The sequence below is a fragment of the Microbacterium sp. CFBP9034 genome (assembly GCF_034045255.1).
In the GTDB taxonomy this organism is placed as follows: Bacteria; Actinomycetota; Actinomycetes; order Actinomycetales; family Microbacteriaceae; genus Microbacterium.
The window spans coordinates 1,813,746-1,830,643 of record NZ_JAXCWC010000001.1 but is presented as its reverse complement, the minus strand read 5'-3'; the positions used below and the strand labels follow the sequence as shown (position 1 = coordinate 1,830,643).

General features: G+C 70.3%; 16 protein-coding genes. 4 read left to right on the top strand and 12 right to left on the bottom strand.

All coding sequences use genetic code 11. The features are described from left to right. Nucleotide 1: 1 nt before the first annotated feature. Nucleotides 2-679, bottom strand: a complete 678-nt coding sequence (gene trmD, locus SOM19_RS08345; protein ID WP_320486068.1) for a tRNA (guanosine(37)-N1)-methyltransferase TrmD — start codon at nucleotides 677-679, stop codon at nucleotides 2-4. Nucleotides 680-843: 164 nt separating this feature from the next. Here trmD and SOM19_RS08340 point away from each other — a divergent pair, with 164 nt between their 5' ends. Next, on the top strand, nucleotides 844-2,265 hold the full coding sequence (locus SOM19_RS08340) for an MFS transporter (protein ID WP_320486067.1): 1,422 nt from the start codon (nucleotides 844-846) through the stop codon (nucleotides 2,263-2,265). Nucleotides 2,266-2,386: 121 nt separating this feature from the next. Here SOM19_RS08340 and SOM19_RS08335 read toward each other — a convergent pair whose 3' ends face one another. The 4 genes from SOM19_RS08335 to rpsP form a co-directional block, all read right to left on the bottom strand. Then, on the bottom strand, nucleotides 2,387-6,514 hold the full coding sequence (locus SOM19_RS08335; RefSeq protein WP_320486066.1) for a bifunctional nitrate reductase/sulfite reductase flavoprotein subunit alpha: 4,128 nt from the start codon (nucleotides 6,512-6,514) through the stop codon (nucleotides 2,387-2,389). A gap of 107 nt (nucleotides 6,515-6,621) precedes the next feature. After that, a complete protein-coding gene (rimM, locus tag SOM19_RS08330) occupies nucleotides 6,622-7,284 on the bottom strand; it encodes a ribosome maturation factor RimM (RefSeq protein ID WP_320486065.1) in 663 nt (220 codons plus the stop codon). Nucleotides 7,285-7,312: 28 nt separating this feature from the next. Then, a complete protein-coding gene (locus tag SOM19_RS08325) occupies nucleotides 7,313-7,543 on the bottom strand; it encodes an RNA-binding protein (protein WP_320486064.1) in 231 nt (76 codons plus the stop codon). Nucleotides 7,544-7,547: 4 nt separating this feature from the next. Further along, complete coding sequence (gene rpsP / locus SOM19_RS08320) at nucleotides 7,548-7,973, bottom strand: 30S ribosomal protein S16 (RefSeq protein WP_320486063.1); 426 nt, start codon at nucleotides 7,971-7,973, stop codon at nucleotides 7,548-7,550. Between the two features lie 193 nt (nucleotides 7,974-8,166). Here rpsP and SOM19_RS08315 point away from each other — a divergent pair, with 193 nt between their 5' ends. Continuing rightward, nucleotides 8,167-9,330, top strand: coding sequence for a glutamate--cysteine ligase (locus SOM19_RS08315; RefSeq protein WP_320486062.1), 1,164 nt, complete (start codon nucleotides 8,167-8,169; stop codon nucleotides 9,328-9,330). 53 nt (nucleotides 9,331-9,383) lie between these two features. Here the strand turns inward: SOM19_RS08315 and ffh are convergent, their stop codons facing one another. The 4 genes from ffh to SOM19_RS08295 form a co-directional block, all read right to left on the bottom strand. After that, on the bottom strand, nucleotides 9,384-10,940 hold the full coding sequence (gene ffh / locus SOM19_RS08310; RefSeq protein ID WP_320486061.1) for a signal recognition particle protein: 1,557 nt from the start codon (nucleotides 10,938-10,940) through the stop codon (nucleotides 9,384-9,386). Nucleotides 10,941-10,991: 51 nt separating this feature from the next. Next, complete coding sequence (locus SOM19_RS08305; RefSeq protein ID WP_320486060.1) at nucleotides 10,992-11,486, bottom strand: RNA polymerase sigma factor; 495 nt, start codon at nucleotides 11,484-11,486, stop codon at nucleotides 10,992-10,994. Continuing rightward, complete coding sequence (locus SOM19_RS08300) at nucleotides 11,483-12,166, bottom strand: hypothetical protein (protein WP_320486059.1); 684 nt, start codon at nucleotides 12,164-12,166, stop codon at nucleotides 11,483-11,485. Before SOM19_RS08300 ends, SOM19_RS08305 begins: the two co-directional genes overlap by 4 nt. Nucleotides 12,167-12,229: 63 nt before the next feature. Then, nucleotides 12,230-13,219: a TetR family transcriptional regulator gene (locus SOM19_RS08295; RefSeq protein WP_320486058.1), complete on the bottom strand. Its 990-nt coding sequence runs from the start codon at nucleotides 13,217-13,219 to the stop codon at nucleotides 12,230-12,232. An 88-nt stretch (nucleotides 13,220-13,307) separates the two neighbouring features. Here SOM19_RS08295 and lipB point away from each other — a divergent pair, with 88 nt between their 5' ends. After that, nucleotides 13,308-13,946, top strand: a complete 639-nt coding sequence (gene lipB, locus SOM19_RS08290; RefSeq protein WP_320486057.1) for a lipoyl(octanoyl) transferase LipB — start codon at nucleotides 13,308-13,310, stop codon at nucleotides 13,944-13,946. After that, nucleotides 13,943-14,971, top strand: coding sequence for a lipoyl synthase (gene lipA, locus SOM19_RS08285; protein ID WP_320486056.1), 1,029 nt, complete (start codon nucleotides 13,943-13,945; stop codon nucleotides 14,969-14,971). The genes lipB and lipA overlap by 4 nt, the downstream gene beginning before the upstream one ends. 14 nt (nucleotides 14,972-14,985) lie before the next feature. On the opposite strand, the gene SOM19_RS08280 is transcribed toward lipA, so the two are convergent. From SOM19_RS08280 to ftsY, 3 genes are all read right to left on the bottom strand, one after another. Further along, on the bottom strand, nucleotides 14,986-15,417 hold the full coding sequence (locus SOM19_RS08280; RefSeq protein ID WP_320486055.1) for an MSMEG_6728 family protein: 432 nt from the start codon (nucleotides 15,415-15,417) through the stop codon (nucleotides 14,986-14,988). Between the two features lie 4 nt (nucleotides 15,418-15,421). Beyond that, a complete protein-coding gene (locus SOM19_RS08275; protein WP_320486054.1) occupies nucleotides 15,422-15,922 on the bottom strand; it encodes a DUF2004 domain-containing protein in 501 nt (166 codons plus the stop codon). A 90-nt stretch (nucleotides 15,923-16,012) separates the two neighbouring features. Then, nucleotides 16,013-16,885 (bottom strand): signal recognition particle-docking protein FtsY, encoded by an 873-nt coding sequence (ftsY, locus tag SOM19_RS08270; protein WP_320486053.1) that lies wholly within the window; start codon nucleotides 16,883-16,885, stop codon nucleotides 16,013-16,015. Nucleotides 16,886-16,898: the final 13 nt, after the last annotated feature.

The following is a 16,898-nucleotide window of genomic DNA, read 5'->3' as shown; positions in this document are numbered from 1 at the left end:
GTCAGGCGAGCAGGTCGGGGCGGTTCGCGCGCGTGCGCTCGAGGCTCTGCTCACGTCGCCAGGCCGCGATCGCGCCGTGATTGCCGCTGAGCAGCACCGGCGGCACCTCGTGACCCCGCCACAGCGCCGGCTTCGTGTAGCTCGGATACTCGAGCAGGCCGTCCTCGTGCGACTCCTCGACGAGGCTCTCGGGGTTGCCGACCACGCCGGGAACGAGCCGGGACACCGCCTCGACCACCGCCATCGCGGCGACCTCGCCGCCGTTGAGCACGTAGTCGCCGAGGCTGACGAGCCGCACGCGCCCGCGCTCGGCGTAGTGATCGACGACGCGCTGGTCGATGCCCTCGTAGCGGCCGCACGCGAACACGAGGTGCTTCTCCGCCGCGAGCTCGCGGGCCATCGCCTGCGAGAAGACCTCGCCGGCGGGCGACGGGACGAGCAGCACCGATTCCTCGGTGAGGAGGGCGTCCAGCGCCTCGCCCCACGGCTCGGGCTTCATCACCATGCCCGCTCCGCCGCCGTACGGGGTGTCGTCGACGGTGCGATGGCGATCGTGCGCCGACTCGCGCAGATCGTGCACCTGCATGTCGAGGATGCCGCGGTCGCGGGCCTTCCCGATCAGCGAGACGTCGAGTACGTCGAAGAACGCCGGGAAGATCGTGACGATGTCGACGCGCATGGGTTCGAGTCTAGGCATCCGCCCATGTTTCCGATGTGTGACCAGACCCTAACGGGGCGCACCGGTGCGGCGTGACCCACGCGTGACCGAGAAGTAACCGCCCGGGGGCAGGCGCCGAAACACGCCCTTCATACGGTGAAGGCACACTCAAAGCAGGAGGCGCCATGACCACGACAGTCACTCCGTCCACGACGGACGTCGCAGCTCCGCCGCCGGCGTCCGCGCCGGTCGTCCTCACCCATCGGCCGGGTCGCTGGATCGACGGCTGGAACCCCGAGGACACGACTTTCTGGCAGGCCGGCGGGCGCGCCATCGCCGGCCGGAACCTGCGCTGGTCGATCTTCGCCGAGTTCCTCGGCTTCATCATCTGGCAGCTGTGGAGCATCGTCGTCGTGATGCTGCCGGCGGCCGGCTTCGACCTCTCCAGCTCGCAGCTCTTCTGGCTGATCTCGGTGCCGAGCCTGGTCGGCGCCACCCTGCGCTTCCCGTACACGTTCATGGTGGCGATCTTCGGCGGTCGCAACTGGACGATCGTCTCGGCGGGGCTGCTGCTCATCCCCGCCGTGCTCCTGGGCTTCGTCGTATCCAACCCCGAGACCCCGTTCGGCGTGCTCCTGCTCGTCGCGGCCCTCGGCGGCATGGGCGGCGGCAACTTCGCCAGCTCCATGGCGAACATCACCTACTTCTTCCCGCAGAAGGAGAAGGGCTGGGCGCTCGGCCTGAACGCCGCCGGCGGCAACCTCGGCACCGCGGTCGCTCAGCTGGCCGTGCCCATCGTGGTCACCATCGGCGCGGCGTCGACGCTCAACATCGCGCTCGCGGGCTGGATGTGGATCCCGCTGATCCTCGTCGCGATGTGGGGCGCGTGGCGCTACATGGACAACCTGTCCTCGGCGAAGGCCGACTTCGGTGGTTCGGCCGCGGCGCTGCGAGAGCCGCACCTGTGGCTGATGGCCCTGCTGTACATCGGCACGTTCGGCTCGTTCATCGGCTTCGCCAGCGTCTTCCCCAAGCTCATCGCCGACCTGTTCCCGGCGTTCTCGACCTTCCAGCTCGGGCAGGCCTCGATCACGCTGGCCTTCCTCGGCGCCCTCGTCGGCTCCCTCGCCCGTCCGTTCGGCGGCCGGCTGGCGGATCGCTTCGGCGGGGCGCGCGTCACCGTCGGGGCGTTCGCGGTCATGGCGCTCGGAGCCCTGTCCCTCATCTGGACGCTCCCGCTCCAGAGCTTCTGGGTCTTCCTCGGCTGCTTCCTGGTGCTGTTCGCCGCCACGGGCATGGGCAACGGCTCGACCTACCGCATGATCCCGAGCATCTTCGCCGCTCGCGGCATCGCCACCCAGGCGCTGCCGGGGACCCCCGCCGGGATCAAGATCCAGCGCAAGGCCGCGGCCGCCCTCGGGCTCATCTCGGCGATCGGCGCCTACGGCGGCTTCCTGGTTCCGCAGGTGCTCAACGCCTCACAGCTCGCCACGGGCGGATACACCGCAGCGTTCTACGGATTCGTGGCCGCCTACGTCGCCCTGATGATCCTGACGGTGCTGGTGTACGTGGTGCCGCGGAAGTCGCTCGCGGGCCAGCGCATCTGATCCACGCCTTCGAGGCGGGCCGCATCCACACCGGGTGCGGCCCGCTTCGGCGTGCGCGGCGGAGAGCCGCGAGCAACCAGGCCCCCGAGCAACCAGGCGGGGATGGGCAGCGGCAGTGGGCTCAGTACACGTCGCGGACGTAGCGCTTCTGCGCCACGAGGCTCTTCTTGTACTCGGCAGCTGCGTCCTCGGACAGGCCGCCGTGCCGCTGCGCGATCGTCGTCAGCGTGTCGTCGACGTCCTTGGCCATCCGGCTCGCGTCTCCGCACACGTACAGATGGGCGCCGTCCTGCAGCCAGCGCCACAGCTCCAGCCCGTGCTCGACCATGCGGTCCTGCACGTAGATCTTCTGACGCTGATCGCGCGAGAAGGCGAGGTCCATGCGCGTGAGGATCCCGTCCTCGCGCATCTCCTCGAGCTCATCGCGGTAGTAGAAGTCGGTCGCCTCGTGCTGCTCCCCGAAGAAGAGCCAGTTGCGTCCGCGGTGGCCGTCGGCGCGCCGGTCGTGCAGGAAGGCCCGGAACGGCGCGATGCCGGTGCCGGGGCCGATCATGATCATCGGCGTGTCGGGAGAGTCCGGAGCGCGGAAGTGCGCCGAGCGCTGCAGGTAGACGGGAGCCGGCGAGTCGCCCGCCACATCGGAGAGGAACGTCGAGGCCACACCGCCGCGGCGACGTCCGGTCTCGGTCTCGAATCGCACGACCGAAACGGTCAGCTGCACCTCGTCCGGGCTCGTCTTCGGGCTGGAGGAGATCGAGTACTGGCGCGGCTGCAGGCGCTTGAGCACTGTCATCCAGTCCTCCGCGTCGGTGCGGACGGGGAAGGCGTGCAGCAGATCCACCGCGTGCATGCTCCAGAGGTACTGCTCGAGGCGGCCTTTGTTCTCACGGCGCAGCAGCGCGGCGAGCGTCGGGTCGGGATTGCGCTCGGCGACGAAGGCCAGCAGATCGGGTGTGATGCGGGTGATGTCGAGGTGGGACTCGAGCGCCTCCTCGAGGAAGCGCTCCTGGCCCTCGAACTCGACCACGGTGCGCGGCGCGAGCCCCGTCGCCGCGAGCCACTCCGAGACCATGCTCGGCGCGTTGGCGCAGACGACGCCGAGCGAGTCCCCCGCCTCGTACGACACACCGGCGTGCGAGAGGTCGAATCCGAACTGCCGCACCTCCTTGGCGGAACCTGCGCCGCTGAGCAGCGTGTTCGTCACGAGCGCGGCCCGTACCGGGTTGCTGCGCGTGAACAGGCGCCGGGTCGCCGGCAGGGCGGCGACCTCGGGAAGGGCAGCGGATGCGGCGTCCCCGGCCGTCAGCGTCGAGATGACCTGCTCGAGCCACGCCGCGGCGGGCTCGGCGTAGTCGGGCTCGCAGTCCACACGCGGCAGCAGCGCCGTCGCCCCGAGGGCACCGAGCCGGAGGTCGATGCCGCGCCCGTGGCCGCAGAAGTCGTCGTAGCTCGAGTCGCCGATGGCGAAGACCGCGTAGTCCAGCTCTGCGAGGGGCGGGACGTCGTCGCCGGTGAGGTCGGCCCAGAGATCCGCGGCGTTGTCGGGCGGCCCGCCGTCGCCGAAGGTCGAGGTCACGACGAGGAGCGTGCGCACGGCCGCCAGTTCGGCGAGCGACATCTCGACCATACTCACGGTGCGGGCCGGGATGCCGCGTGCGGTCAGGGTCGCGGCGCACGTCGCGGCGACCTCCTCCGCGTTGCCCGTTTGCGAGCCCCACAGCACCGTGACCTCGTCCCGCGCGGCGGCGGCGACCGGCACCGCGAGCGGCGACCGCGAGTACAGTCCCGCGAGGACCCCGTCGAACCACGCGCGTGACACCTGACGCAGCGGCGCCGACCCGGGAAGGACGGGCACGAGGCCGGCCCCCATCGGCGCGGCCTCGAGGGCGGAGAGGAAACCGGAGACGTAGGCGCCCTCGGCCTCGGTCAGCACGGGCGTGCCGCCCGCCGCGATGCCCGCGGTGGCGAGCACGTCGCGGGCGACGCCGGGCTGCGGCATCCGCTGCTCGCTCGTGGAATCCTGGCTCGCCGTCGGCGGCGGGCCGACTCGGCGGAGCGAGACCGCGGCGAACTTGAACTCCGGCTGCAGCGAGGCCGCATCGACGGCGTCACTCGTCACAGCGTTCACCGTGAGGTACTCGCCGTGCTCGTCGTTCCAGTGGAACGGCGCGAAGCATCCGCCGGGCTGGACCCGGTCGGTGAGCACCGCCGGCAGCACGACGCGCCCGCGACGCGAGGCGATCTCGACGAGGTCTCCGGCGGCGATGCCCTGCGCCTCGGCATCCTGCGGATGGATCTCGACGAAGGGATCGGGGTTCAGGCGCATGAGCTTGCCGACCTTGCCGGTCTTCGTCATGGTGTGCCACTGGTGCTGCAAGCGGCCCGTGTTGAGGATCCAGGGGAAGTCGTCGTCGGGGAGCTCGCTCGGCCCGAGGTGCGGGCGGGCGAAGAACTGGGCACGACGCGATGGGGTCGCGAACGCCAGCCGGGGCACGCTGCCGTCCGCGTGGCGGTGCAGGCTCTGGCTGACGCCGTCGTTGACGTAGCGGATCGGATGCCGGTCCTCGACATCACCGGCGGGCGCCGGCCACTGCACCGGTCCTCGGCGGAGGCGGTCGTAGCTGACGCCGCGGACGTCCCACCCTGTCTGCGGGTTCCAGAAGCGGCGGATCTCGTCGAAGACCTCCTCGGCGCTTCCGAACGCGAATCCCTCGGCGAAGCCCATCGCCTGCGCGACGCGGCAGATGGTGAGCCAGTCCGGCAGCGCATCGCCCGGCGCCTCGGTCGCCCGCTGCACGAGGGTCATCGTGCGGTCGCTGTTGACCATCACGCCCTCCGACTCGACCCACAGGGTCGCGGGCAGCAGGATGTCGGCGTACGCGTTGGTCGCGGTCTCGGTGAACACGTCCTGGACGATCACGAGCTCGGCCGCCTCGAGCCCCGCGATCACCGAGGCGCGGTTCGCGACGGACGCCACCGGGTTGGTGCAGATGATCCACGCGGCCTTGATCTCGCCGGCCGCCATCGACCGGTACATGTCGATCGTGCCGGTTCCGGCCTCGTCGCGGATCGTCCCGGGGGCGAGACCCCAGACGTCCTCGACGAAGGCCCGGTCCGCGGGGTTGAAGACCGCCCGCTGACCGGGGAGCCCCGGACCCATGTACCCCATCTCACGGCCGCCCATGGCGTTCGGCTGCCCCGTGAGCGAGAACGGGCCGCTGCCCGGCCGGCAGATCGCGCCCGTCGCCAGGTGCAGGTTGCAGATCGCGTTCGTGTGCCAGGTGCCCTGCGTGGACTGGTTGAGACCCATCGTCCAGAGCGTCATCCACTCCCCGGCCTCGGCGATCCACCGGGCGGCGGTGCGGATGTCGTCCTCTGCGAGGCCGGTGACCTCGGCGACCCGCGCCGGATCGTACTCGGCGAGGAACTCCGGCATCCCGTCCCAGCCGTCGGTGTGGGCGGCGATGAAGTCCGTGTCGATGCTCCCGTCCGTCACCAGGAGGTGGAGCAGGCCGTTGAGAAGGGCCAGGTCGGTGCCGGGCGCGATCGGCAGATAGAGGTCGGCGCGATCGGCGGTCGCGGTTCGCCGGGGGTCGACGACGATGAGCTTCGCGCCCTGCTTGAGACGGTCGGCCATCCGGAGGAACAGGATCGGGTGGCAGTCGGCCATGTTCGAGCCGATGACGAAGAAGAGGTCGGCGCGGTCGATGTCCTCGTACGACCCGGGCGGACCGTCGGCGCCGAGGGACTGCTTGTAGCCGGTGCCGGCCGAGGCCATGCACAGGCGTGAATTGGACTCGATGTGCAGGCCGCGCAGGTAGCCCTTGACGAGCTTGTTGGAGAGGTACTGCGCCTCGATGGACATCTGGCCCGAGACGTAGACGGCCACCGAATCGGGGCCGTGCTCGTCCACGATGGCCCGCAGCCGCGCACCGGCCTCGGCGATGGCCGTGTCGATCGGGGCGGGCACGGCGGCCTCACCGCGGGCCGGGCGGATGTAGGCCGTGGACATGCGTCCCGGCGCGTGCATCAGGTCGACGTGCGTCGCGCCCTTCGTGCAGAGGCGGCCGGCGTTCGCCGGGTGAGCCTTGTCGCCGACGGTCTTGGTGACGGTGGACCCGTCGCCCGACTCCGAGGGCCCGGTGGAGACCGTGATCCCGCAGCCGACGCCGCAGTACGAGCACACCGTGCGCACGTCGGTCGGCGGCGCGCTGACGCGCGGCTCCGACGTCTGTGCGATGGTGCCCATGCCCCGATGATCCCCGAGGCATGTTCCACCCGGTCGTGCCGGGTGTTACCGGCGGATCACATCGGGCTCACGCTGTGCCGAGAGCGGCTGTGAGCCCCCGCGACGGCTCAGTCCTGCTGATCGGCGTCGCCCTGCTCAGCATCGCCCTGCTCGGCGTCCTCGTCGCCGTCGTCGCCCGCGAGGTCTTCGAAGAGACCGGGAGGCGGCGTCACCACGACACGACCGGCCGGGATGTCGACCTCAGGCACGATCGCCTTGACGAACGGGACGAGCACCTCGCGCGCCTCGGCGTGGGCGTCCGTCGAACTCATGCGCACGATCAGCAGATCCTGAGCGGGCATGTGATCGACACGGATGACGCGGCCGACGGTCTGGCCATCACGCACCACGTCGAGGCCGACGAGCTGGTGATCGAACCACGCGTCCTCCTCGGCGGGAGCGGACTGCGTGTCCTGATCGATCCAGAGGATCGCGCGGATCAGCTCTTCGGCGGCATCGCGGTCATCGACTCCGTCGAAGAATGCCACCGGGTGGCTGTTCATCCACCGGAACTCGCGCACCGTGAGCGACTTGCCGTGCCACGGAGAGGACTCCGGCACCTGCAGCGTGAAGGTGGCGCCCGGCGCGAAGCGACCGGCGGGATCGTCGGTGTAGAGCTCGAGCTTGATCGCGCCCTTGAGGCCGTGGGCCTTGACGAGGCGCCCGACGCGCAGCTGCGTCTTGCCGGACGGCGGGGCAGCCGTGTCCTTCGGTGAAGACTCCGGGTTCACGCCCGAGTCCTCCGTTTCGCCTGCCACCTCAGTCGTCCGCGACGTCGACGCGGACGCGCCGGCCGTCGGCGAGCGCGCTGATGAGGGTGCGCAGGGCTTTGGCCGTGCGGCCGCCGCGCCCGATCACGCGACCCCGGTCGTCGGGGTGGACGTGCACCTCGAGCACGTCGCCGCGAGGCGACGTGGACGAGTCGATGCGCACGGCGTCAGGGTGATCGACGATCGCCTTGACGACATGCTCGAGCGCGGCAGCCAGCAACGGACTACGCTTCGGTCGACTCGGCGGCCGGCTCGGCAGCCTCGTCAGCGGAGGTCTCGGCCGGAGCCTCCACCTTCTTCTCGACCTTGGGCTTGACGACCGACTTCTTGGCGGCGTCGATCTCGAACGGCTCCTTCGGCGCGGCGACGCGCACGGTGGAGACGGCGTTCTTGTCGCCCTTGAACTGGCCCCAGTCGCCGGTCAGCTTGAGGAGCGCGAGAACCTGCTCTGTCGGCTGGGCGCCGACGCTGAGCCAGTACTGCGCACGCTCGGAGTCGACCTCGATGAACGAGGGCTCCTCGGTGGGGTGGTACTTGCCGATCTCCTCGATGACACGACCATCGCGCTTGGTGCGCGAGTCGGCGACGACGATGCGGTAGTACGGCGCGCGGATCTTGCCCAGGCGCTTGAGACGAATCTTGACAGCCACGATTCTCCTGAATTGTGTGTAGAGGTACGAACCGATCGCCTGGAGAGTGGGGTGCACACCCGGCGGAAGCTCAGAGGAGGACCTACCTGCTGGATAGAGGGTCGAGCAGGTGATCCGACCCTCTATTCTGCCAGATGACAGCGTGCGCTGCGAACCGACCGGCTCCGGGGCATCCGCGTGGCAAACTGTGCCAATGACGGTGCCCTTCGCGACCTCCGCCCGTTCCTCGGTAGGCCTCGAGTGGGAGCTGATGCTCGCGGACGGTGAGACCGGCGATCTCGCGCCCCGTGCGCCCGAGATCCTCGAGGAGCTCGAAGAGCTCACCAGCCACGAGCGCTACACGATCACCGGCGAGCTCCTCACCAACACGGTCGAGGTCACGAGTGGGGTCGGCGACACCGTCGCGGCCGCGACGGACGACATCGCCGACGCGATCGCGGCGCTCCGCACGGCGACCACCCCGCGGGACATCGAGCTGCTCTGTGCGGGGAGCCACCCCTTCGCCCAGTGGTTCGACCAGCGCGTCACCGACAAGACCCGGTACCACAAGCTCATCCAGCGCACGCAGTGGTGGGGCCGCAACATGATGATCTGGGGCATCCACGTGCACGTCGGCGTCGACGACGTCAACAAGGTGTTCCCGATCATCAACGCCCTCGCCGCCTTTCTCCCCCATCTGCAGGCGCTCTCCGCGTCGAGCCCGTTCTGGGCCGGAGAGCGCACGGGGTACGCGTCGAACCGGTCACTGGTGTTCCAGCAGCTCCCGACGGCCGGACTCCCCTGGCCGCTCGACGACTGGAGCCAGTTCGAGGGGTATCTGGACGACCTCGTGGGCACCGGGGTCCTGGAGGACGCCACCGAGGTGCGCTGGGACATCCGCCCGGCTCCCCGCTGGGGAACGATCGAGGTCCGCGCGTGCGACGGCATGTCGACGCTTCCCGAGCTCGCCGCGGTGGCGGCGCTGGTCCAAGTGCTCGTCGAGCACTTCTCGCGCCAGCTCGACGAGGGCCGGGAGCTGCTGACCCTCCAGCCCTGGTTCGTGCGGGAGAACAAGTGGCGCGCCGCCCGGTACGGGCTCGAGGCACGGGTGATCGTCGACCGCGAAGGCACCCAGGTCCCGGTGACCGAGCACCTGCGTCAGGTGCTCGAGGAGCTCGGCGACATCGCGGTGGAGCTCAAGTGCGCGCGGGAGCTGTCCGGCATCGCCACCACGCTCGACCAGGGTGCCAGCTATGAGCGCCAGCTGCTCGTGGCGGACGCCGCGGACGGCGATCTGCGCGAGGTCGTGAAGCACCTCATCCGCGAGTTCCGCTCGGGGCCGACGCTGCGCGAGCACCTCTCCACGCTCGGGCACTGACGCGCGGACGAGGGCTCAGCGCGCAGCGGCCGGGTCCGGACGCGCCGCGCGGATCAGCCCTTGCCGAGGAGCTTCTGCAGCTCGGCGAGGTCGGCCTCGTTGGGAGCGCCCTTTGCGCCGCCGCCCAGGCCGAAGCCCGAGCCGGTGGGAACGACCGGCGCGGCAGCGATGCCGGCGTTCTCCGCGGCGCGCTTGGCCGGATTGCCCGAGCGCGAGCCCTTCGCCTTGGGCTGCTTGCCGCGCTTCGCGGAGGCACCGGGACGCGCACCGGGCATGGGACCCATGCCGGGGATGTTCGGCATGCCGCCGCGTGCGACGGTCTTCATCATCTTCGCCGCCTGGTCGAACCGCTGCACGAGCTGGTTCACGTCGGTGACCGTCATGCCGGCACCGCGGGCGATGCGCAGCCGCCGGGAGCCGTTGAGCACCTTGGGGTTGCGCCGCTCCCCCGGGGTCATCGACCGGATGATCGCCTCGGTGCGATCGATCTCGCGCTCGTCGAAGTTCTCGAGCTGGTCCTTCATCGACCCCATGCCCGGGAGCATCCCGAGCATCTTCTTCATGGAGCCCATCTTCTTCATCTGCTGCATCTGCTCGAGGAAGTCCTCCAGCGTGAAGGTCTCCGTCGCGAGCTTCTCGGCCATCTTCATGGCCTCGTCCTCGTCGAAGGCCTGCTGCGCCTGCTCGATGAGGGTCAGGATGTCGCCGAGGTCGAGGATGCGGCTCGCCATGCGGTCGGGGTGGAACGCCTCGAGATCGTCGAGCCCTTCTCCCGTCGACGCGAAGATGATCGGACGGCCCGTGATGCTCGTGACCGAGAGGGCCGCGCCGCCCTTCGAGTCGCCGTCGAGCTTGGAGAGCACGACACCGGTGAAGTCGACGCCTTCCTGGAAGGCCTTCGCCGTGTTGACGGCATCCTGGCCGCTCATCGCATCGATGACGAACAGCACCTCGTCGGGGTCCGTCGCCCTGCGGATGTCGGCGGCCTGCTTCATGAGCTCGGCATCGACGCCGAGTCGACCCGCGGTGTCGATGATGACGATGTCGTGCTGCTGCCGGCGGGCGTGCTCCACGCCGTCGCGCGCGACCCGCACAGGGTCTCCCACGCCGTTGCCCGGCTCCGGCGCGTAGATCGCGGCACCGGCGCGCTCGGCCACGACCTGGAGCTGGTTCACCGCGTTGGGGCGCTGGAGGTCGGCGGCGATGAGGAGCGGCGTGTGGCCGTCCTTCTCGAGCATCCTCGCGAGCTTGCCGGCGAACGTCGTCTTGCCCGAGCCCTGGAGGCCCGCGAGCATGATCACCGTGGGCGGGTTCTTGGCGAACTGCAGCCGACGCTGCTGTCCGCCCAGGATCGCGACGAGCTCCTCGTTGACGATCTGCACGACCTGCTGCGCCGGGTTCAGCGCGCGGTTCACCTCGTCGCCGAGTGCGCGCTCGCGCACCTTCGCGGTGAACTCCTTGACGACGGGCAGCGCCACGTCGGCGTCGAGCAGTGCGCGGCGGATCTCGCGGACCGTTCCGTCGACATCCGCGGGCGTCAGCTGCCCCTTCTTGCGGAGGTTGCGGAAGGTCTCGGTAAGCCGGTCTGAGAGGGTGCCGAAAGTCGCCATGATCCCCCGATTCTACGCGAGCGGATGCCGCCTCCCGCCGCCTGCTCGCACTCAGGCGACAGCGACGCCGAGCGCAGCCCGGAGCTGCTCCTTCGCCCGCTGGTACCTGCTTCGCGCCGTCGAGTCGGGGATGCCGAGCAGGTCGGCGGCCTGGACGAGCGTGAGCCGCTCCCAATGGACGAGCCGCACGAGCTCCGCGAGGTCGGGCTCGAGCCGGCCGATCGCGTCGCGGACCTCGATGCCCGCGTCGGCGGGCGGGGCTGCCGCATCCGTCGCCGCGTGGCCGCGGATGCGATCGGACAGCGCCCACCGTCGGCGCTCCCCGCGTGCGTGGTTCAGCAGCGTGCCGCGCGCGATGCCGAACAGCCACATGCGGGCCTGCTCGGGGTCCCTCGGAAGGTCGCCGACCCGCCGCCACGCGATCACCATGGTCTCGCCGAGCAGGTCGGGAGCGTCGCCTGGCCCGACCCGGCGCTGCAGGTAGGCGAGCAGATCGGCGGATGCCGCGGCCAGCGCCTGGGTGAGACGATCGTCGCCGCGGCTCACGAACCGGCACCCGCCGGGTAGGGCTCACCGTCGACGTCGAAGCACTGGATCTGCCCGTTGCGCTCGCTGTCGACGAGGCCAGGATCGGGGATCGTGAAGCCGACGTCCCTCAGCGCCTGAGTCTCGAGGTCGCTCACGACGAGGTCCCACGCGATCCACTCGTCCACCCAGGCGTTGTGCGCCATCTCCTCAGCGCGCTCCGTCGGCGACAGCTCCGCCAGCTGCGCCTCGAGTGCGGCTTGCTCCTCGGCCGTCCTCATCGCGGCGTAGTGCTCCCGCTTCTGAGGGAGGAGCGCCTGCGCTTCTGCGACGACATCAGCCGTGCGGTACCACTCTTCGAGGGCGCGGTTGACCTCGGCGACGTACGTCGGGTCAGCGCCGCCCCGGTACTCCGAGAACCGCAGTTCGCAGTCGAGCCCGTTCGGCATGGTGAACGACACCGCGCCCACGGGCTCCTGCACCCACGGGATCCAACGGAACCCGTCCGTCGCGGTCGCGACGCCGGCACCTCCCACGAGCACGATCGCGAGGGCGCCCGAGAGAGCAGCGATCCGTCGCCGCCGGCGGGGCGGCACCTCTCGGCGCGCCGCGCCGATCATCGCCTCCAGGTCGGACTCGGTCGCTGCCCGGGCGGCCGGCGCGGAGCGATCGAGCAGATCGTCGAGCGGATCGCGGGTCATGGTGCCTCCATCGTCGGGGTGGTGTCACTCCGTACGTGTCCGGCATCCGGCGTTTCGTCCGCGCTACTCCGGCCCGAGTTCCTGGAAGAGCGTCAACTGGAGCCCGGCCGGACCGCGCAGCCGCGCGTTGACCGAGCGCCAGGGCGTCTCGCGAGCGGATGCCTCGACCTCGGCCCCGCCCGCCTCGAGCTGTGCGACCATCGCCGCGGTGTCGTCGACCTCGAGCCCCAGGCGGATGCGATCGCTCGTGCCGCCGGCGGTCTCGACCGCATCGATGAACCTCACCTGCGCCGCATTGGCGATCTCGAGCGTCGCGCGTCCGGCGTCGAGGATGGCGACGCGCGCGCCGCCCTCGGCCTCGTAGGCCTCGGCCTGCGGCATGCCCACCACATCGCGGTAGAACGCGAGCGCCTCGTCGAACTCGGATGCCTGCACGACGACGCGCAGCTGGCGGACGGTGCCGGACGGCCCGATCCCCGAGGTGACCGCGGCGGCATCGGCCGCCCGGGCGAGGAACCGGTCGAGCGATGTCACCCCGGCGCCGTCGTGGGCCCACGCCTCCACCGCCGCGAGCACCGCCCCGCCCCACGCCGCACCGGCGACCTCGGCGTGGAGCCGGTCCGCTCCGCCGCGTGCCAGTCGCTCGGCCACCGCCCGCGCGATCCGGGAGCGCCGCATCGCGGCCTCGCGTGCGAGCTCGGCGTCGAGGCCCATCGCGGTGGCGTTCACCGCGGCGAGCGCGAGGCTGTCCGGGGCGAAGCCCTTCCCGATCTCGAGAACCCCCGCGCGGACCGAGGCCGCGGCGTCCGCGTCCTCATCGGCGGAGAGGCGCCGCTCGAGCCCCGCCAGCCGCTCATCGAGGCCCGCCCACAGGATGTCGGACTTGGAGGCGAAGTAGTTGAAGAAGCTCGACCGGCTCACACCGGCCCGGCGCGTGATGTCGGCGATGGAGGTCGCCTCGAAGCCCTGCTCCAGGAACAGCTCGCACGCGGCCTCGGCCAGAGTCTCCCTCGACGAGGCTTTGGGCCTTCCCACGCGTCCGGTGCTGCTCATCCCCCACACGCTAGCGCGGCGTTGCGTGCGGTCGACACTGGCGTAATGTTGCACTCGATCCATCAATCGCCACAAGCGGAGGAGCATCATGCTCGAGATCCAGACGGTCGGCCTCTCCCCGGACTACGTGCCCTTTCTCGACGGCTGGGCGCTGCAGCGCAGCGTGCATGCCGACGTGGTCGCCGGAACGCACGCCGACACGCTGCTGCTCCTCGAGCACGAGGCGGTCTACACCGCAGGCGCTCGCACCGCGCGGCACGAGCGTCCGACCGACGGCACGCCCGTGGTGGATGTGGATCGCGGCGGCAAGATCACCTGGCACGGACCCGGTCAGCTCGTCGGCTATCCCATCGTCCGGCTGGCCGAGCCCGTCGACGTGGTCGCCCACGTCCGGCGCATCGAGCATCTGCTGATCGAGGCGCTGCAGGAGCACGACGTCGACGGGTACCGCGTCGAAGGCCGCAGCGGCGTCTGGGTGCGGCGCCCCCTCGGCGAGGACAAGATCGCCGCGATCGGCGTGCGCGTCCAGCGCGGCGTCACGATGCACGGCTTCGCCCTGAACTGCGACAACTCGCTCGCCGGGTTCCGCGGCATCATCCCGTGCGGGATCACCGACGCCGGGGTCACCACGATCAGCGAGGTGGTCGGAGCGGATGTCGCGCCCGCCGACGTGCTCGACACCGTGTCCCGCGTCTTCGCCGCCGAGTTCGCCGGAGTCCCGGCATGAGCGCCTGCGGCACCCCTGCAGCTGCCCCCGCGAGCGGACCGGACGGGCGGAAGCTGCTGCGCCTCGAGGTGCGCAACGCCCAGACGCCGATCGAGCGCAAGCCCGAGTGGATCAAGACCAAGGCGAAGATGGGCCCGGAGTACCAGGCGCTCCATGCGCTCGTGAAGAAGGAGGAGCTGCACACCGTCTGCCAGGAGGCGGGCTGCCCCAACATCTACGAGTGCTGGGAGGACCGCGAGGCCACGTTCCTGATCGGCGGATCGCAGTGCACGCGTCGCTGCGACTTCTGCCAGATCGACACCGGGAAGCCCGCCGACTACGACATCGACGAGCCGCGACGGGTGGCCGAGAGCGTCGTGCGGATGCAGCTGCGCTACGCCACGGTGACCGGCGTCGCCAGGGACGACCTGCCCGACGGCGGCGCCTGGCTGCACGCCGAGACCGTCCGCCGCATCCACGCGGAGAACCCGCACACCGGGGTCGAGATCCTCGCCACCGACTTCAACGGCGACCCCGCCCTCCTCACCGAGGTCTTCGACAGCCGGCCCGAGGTCTTCGCGCACAACGTCGAGACCGTGCCCAGGATCTTCAAGCGGATCCGCCCGGCCTTCCGCTACGACCGGTCGCTGGGGGTGCTCACGCTGGCCAGGGATGCCGGACTCATCACCAAGTCGAACCTCATCCTGGGCATGGGCGAAGAGCCCGAAGAAGTCGTGCAGGCGCTCCAGGATCTTCGCGACGCCGGCACCGACATCATCACGATCACGCAGTACCTCCGGCCTTCGCCGCGGCATCTGCCGGTGGCCCGCTGGGTGAAGCCGCAGGAGTTCGTCGAGTTCAAGGAGGAGGCGCAGCGCATCGGGTTCCTCGGCGTCCTCGCCGGACCGCTCGTGCGCTCGTCCTATCGCGCCGGGCGGCTGTGGGCTCAGTCCATGGTCTCGAAGGGCCGGGACATCCCGCCCGAGCTCTCGCACCTCGCGCAGGACATCGCCCAGGACGGACTCACCTTCGCGCAAGCGGTCTGATCGGCGCCGCCGATCTAGGGCTTCGGCCAGATGTAGGGAAGGTCGTCGGGGACGTCCCCGAACAGCGGGCGGTAGAACTCCGGGTCCTTGCGCACGAGGTTCGAGCGGTGAGAGCGGTGGAAGTCCGGGTCTCCCAGCCACCGCGGCAGCTCGAGCTCGTCCTCCGGCACTCCATCGACGTCGGGCACGAATTCGAGCAGCTGCGCGCGAACGGTGTCGGCCCGCCCGAGGGCGGTCCAGGCATCCGTCATCGCGAGCCCGTAGGCCACCAGAGCCGGCAGCCGGCCGGCCCACATCTTCGCCGCCGGATGGTGCCGCCAGCCGTAGTCGGGGATCGTGTTGGCTCTCAGCAGCTGCAGCGTCTCGACGCGCTGCTTGCCCAGTCGCAGCGGGTCGAGCGCGGCCGCCGACTCGCGGAAGGACGGAAAGGGCAGGAAGGTCTGCACCCGGTCACTCGGCGCTGGTCACCGACAGGACTGCAGCCTCGGAGTCGAGGTTGACCAGGAGGACGTCGTCCGTCGCATCCGGATCGAGGGCGTACTCGAGCACCGCGAACGGGTCGGCGCCGCCGTGCTCGTCGGCGAGGATCGTCATGCTCATGAACTGGAGGGAGCGGATCACGTCGATCTGCACGTCGCCCGAGATGTCGACGAGCAGGGCTTCGAGCTCGTCGCCGAGCGTCTGCTGCTGCTGCAGGATGTACTCGGTCACCTCGCTCGTGCGGTCGTTGAGCTCGTCCACCATCGCATTGCGGGCCACGCGGTCGATCGTCTCGATGGATGCGATCAGTCCCGCCGCCACGTCCAGCGCGGCCTCGGAGACGTCCTCCTGGTCGGGCGCGGTCAGATCGACCGTGACGGACTGGTCTCCCAGTTCGACGTTCTCGGACCAGAAGATCGATCCGTCCGGCCCGGACTCGAGGAGTCCGAAGTAGTCGTGCTCGATCGCCATGACCCCATGAAACCAGCCTCGACGCCCAGACGGTACCCCTCAGCGCGAGTCGCGCGGATCCGTTACGTGCGCGACATGTCGGGGCGCGATTCAGTCGACGAGCGACGCCGCGAAAACGTGGGGGGTGAAGCCCGTCAGGTCGCCGATCCCCTCGCCCTGACCGAGCAGCTTCACGGGGATGCCGGTGCGCTCCTGCACCGCGAGGACGAAGCCGCCGCGGGCGGAGCCGTCGAGCTTCGTGAGCACGAGGCCGGTCACGCCGGCGTGCTCGAGGAACGCCTGCGCCTGCAGCACGCCGTTCTGGCCGGTCGTGGCGTCGAGCACGAGCAGGACCTCGCTGATCGGCGCCTGCTTCTCGATGACGCGCCGGATCTTGCCGAGCTCGTCCATGAGCCCGCCCTTGGTGTGCAGGCGGCCTGCGGTGTCGACCAGCACGATCTCGGTGCCTGTCTGCTTCGCGTACTCGATGGTCTGGAAGGCGACGGATGCCGGATCCTGCCCTTCCTGCTGGGGCCGGACGATCGCGGCTCCGCCTCGTTCGGCCCACGTGGCGAGCTGATCGACCGCGGCGGCGCGGAACGTGTCGGCGGCTCCCACCACGACGGTGCGTCCGTAGCGCTGCAGGAACTTCGCGAACTTGCCGATCGTGGTCGTCTTGCCGACGCCGTTGACCCCGACGACGAGCACGACGGCGGGACGCTCCGTGAGCCGCAGCGTCGTGTCGAACTTGGCGAAGTGCTCCTCGAGGGTCTCCTTCAACATGCGCTGAAGGTCCTTGGGGTCGGTGGTGCGGAACCGCTCCACCTTCTCGCGCAGCTCTTCGACGATGCGCTCCGAGATGTCGGGGCCGAAGTCCGCCGTGAGCAGCGCCGTCTCGAGGTCGTCCCACGTGGTCTCGTCGATCGTGGGCTTGACGAACATGCCGCGCAGCGCGCGACCCAGCGACCAGGAGCTCTCAGCCATGCATCCAGCCTAG

Excerpts from the sequence above, each read along its gene's own strand:
- trmD (WP_320486068.1), bottom strand. The coding sequence starts at position 679 with ATGCGCGTCGACATCGTCACGATCTTCCCGGCGTTCTTCGACGTACTC.
- SOM19_RS08340 (WP_320486067.1), top strand. The coding sequence starts at position 844 with ATGACCACGACAGTCACTCCGTCCACGACGGACGTCGCAGCTCCGCCG.
- SOM19_RS08335 (WP_320486066.1), bottom strand. The coding sequence starts at position 6,514 with ATGGGCACCATCGCACAGACGTCGGAGCCGCGCGTCAGCGCGCCGCCG.
- SOM19_RS08315 (WP_320486062.1), top strand. The coding sequence starts at position 8,167 with ATGACGGTGCCCTTCGCGACCTCCGCCCGTTCCTCGGTAGGCCTCGAG.
- ffh (WP_320486061.1), bottom strand. The coding sequence starts at position 10,940 with ATGGCGACTTTCGGCACCCTCTCAGACCGGCTTACCGAGACCTTCCGC.
- SOM19_RS08300 (WP_320486059.1), bottom strand. The coding sequence starts at position 12,166 with ATGACCCGCGATCCGCTCGACGATCTGCTCGATCGCTCCGCGCCGGCC.
- SOM19_RS08295 (WP_320486058.1), bottom strand. The coding sequence starts at position 13,219 with ATGAGCAGCACCGGACGCGTGGGAAGGCCCAAAGCCTCGTCGAGGGAG.
- lipB (WP_320486057.1), top strand. The coding sequence starts at position 13,308 with ATGCTCGAGATCCAGACGGTCGGCCTCTCCCCGGACTACGTGCCCTTT.
- lipA (WP_320486056.1), top strand. The coding sequence starts at position 13,943 with ATGAGCGCCTGCGGCACCCCTGCAGCTGCCCCCGCGAGCGGACCGGAC.
- SOM19_RS08275 (WP_320486054.1), bottom strand. The coding sequence starts at position 15,922 with ATGGCGATCGAGCACGACTACTTCGGACTCCTCGAGTCCGGGCCGGAC.
- ftsY (WP_320486053.1), bottom strand. The coding sequence starts at position 16,885 with ATGGCTGAGAGCTCCTGGTCGCTGGGTCGCGCGCTGCGCGGCATGTTC.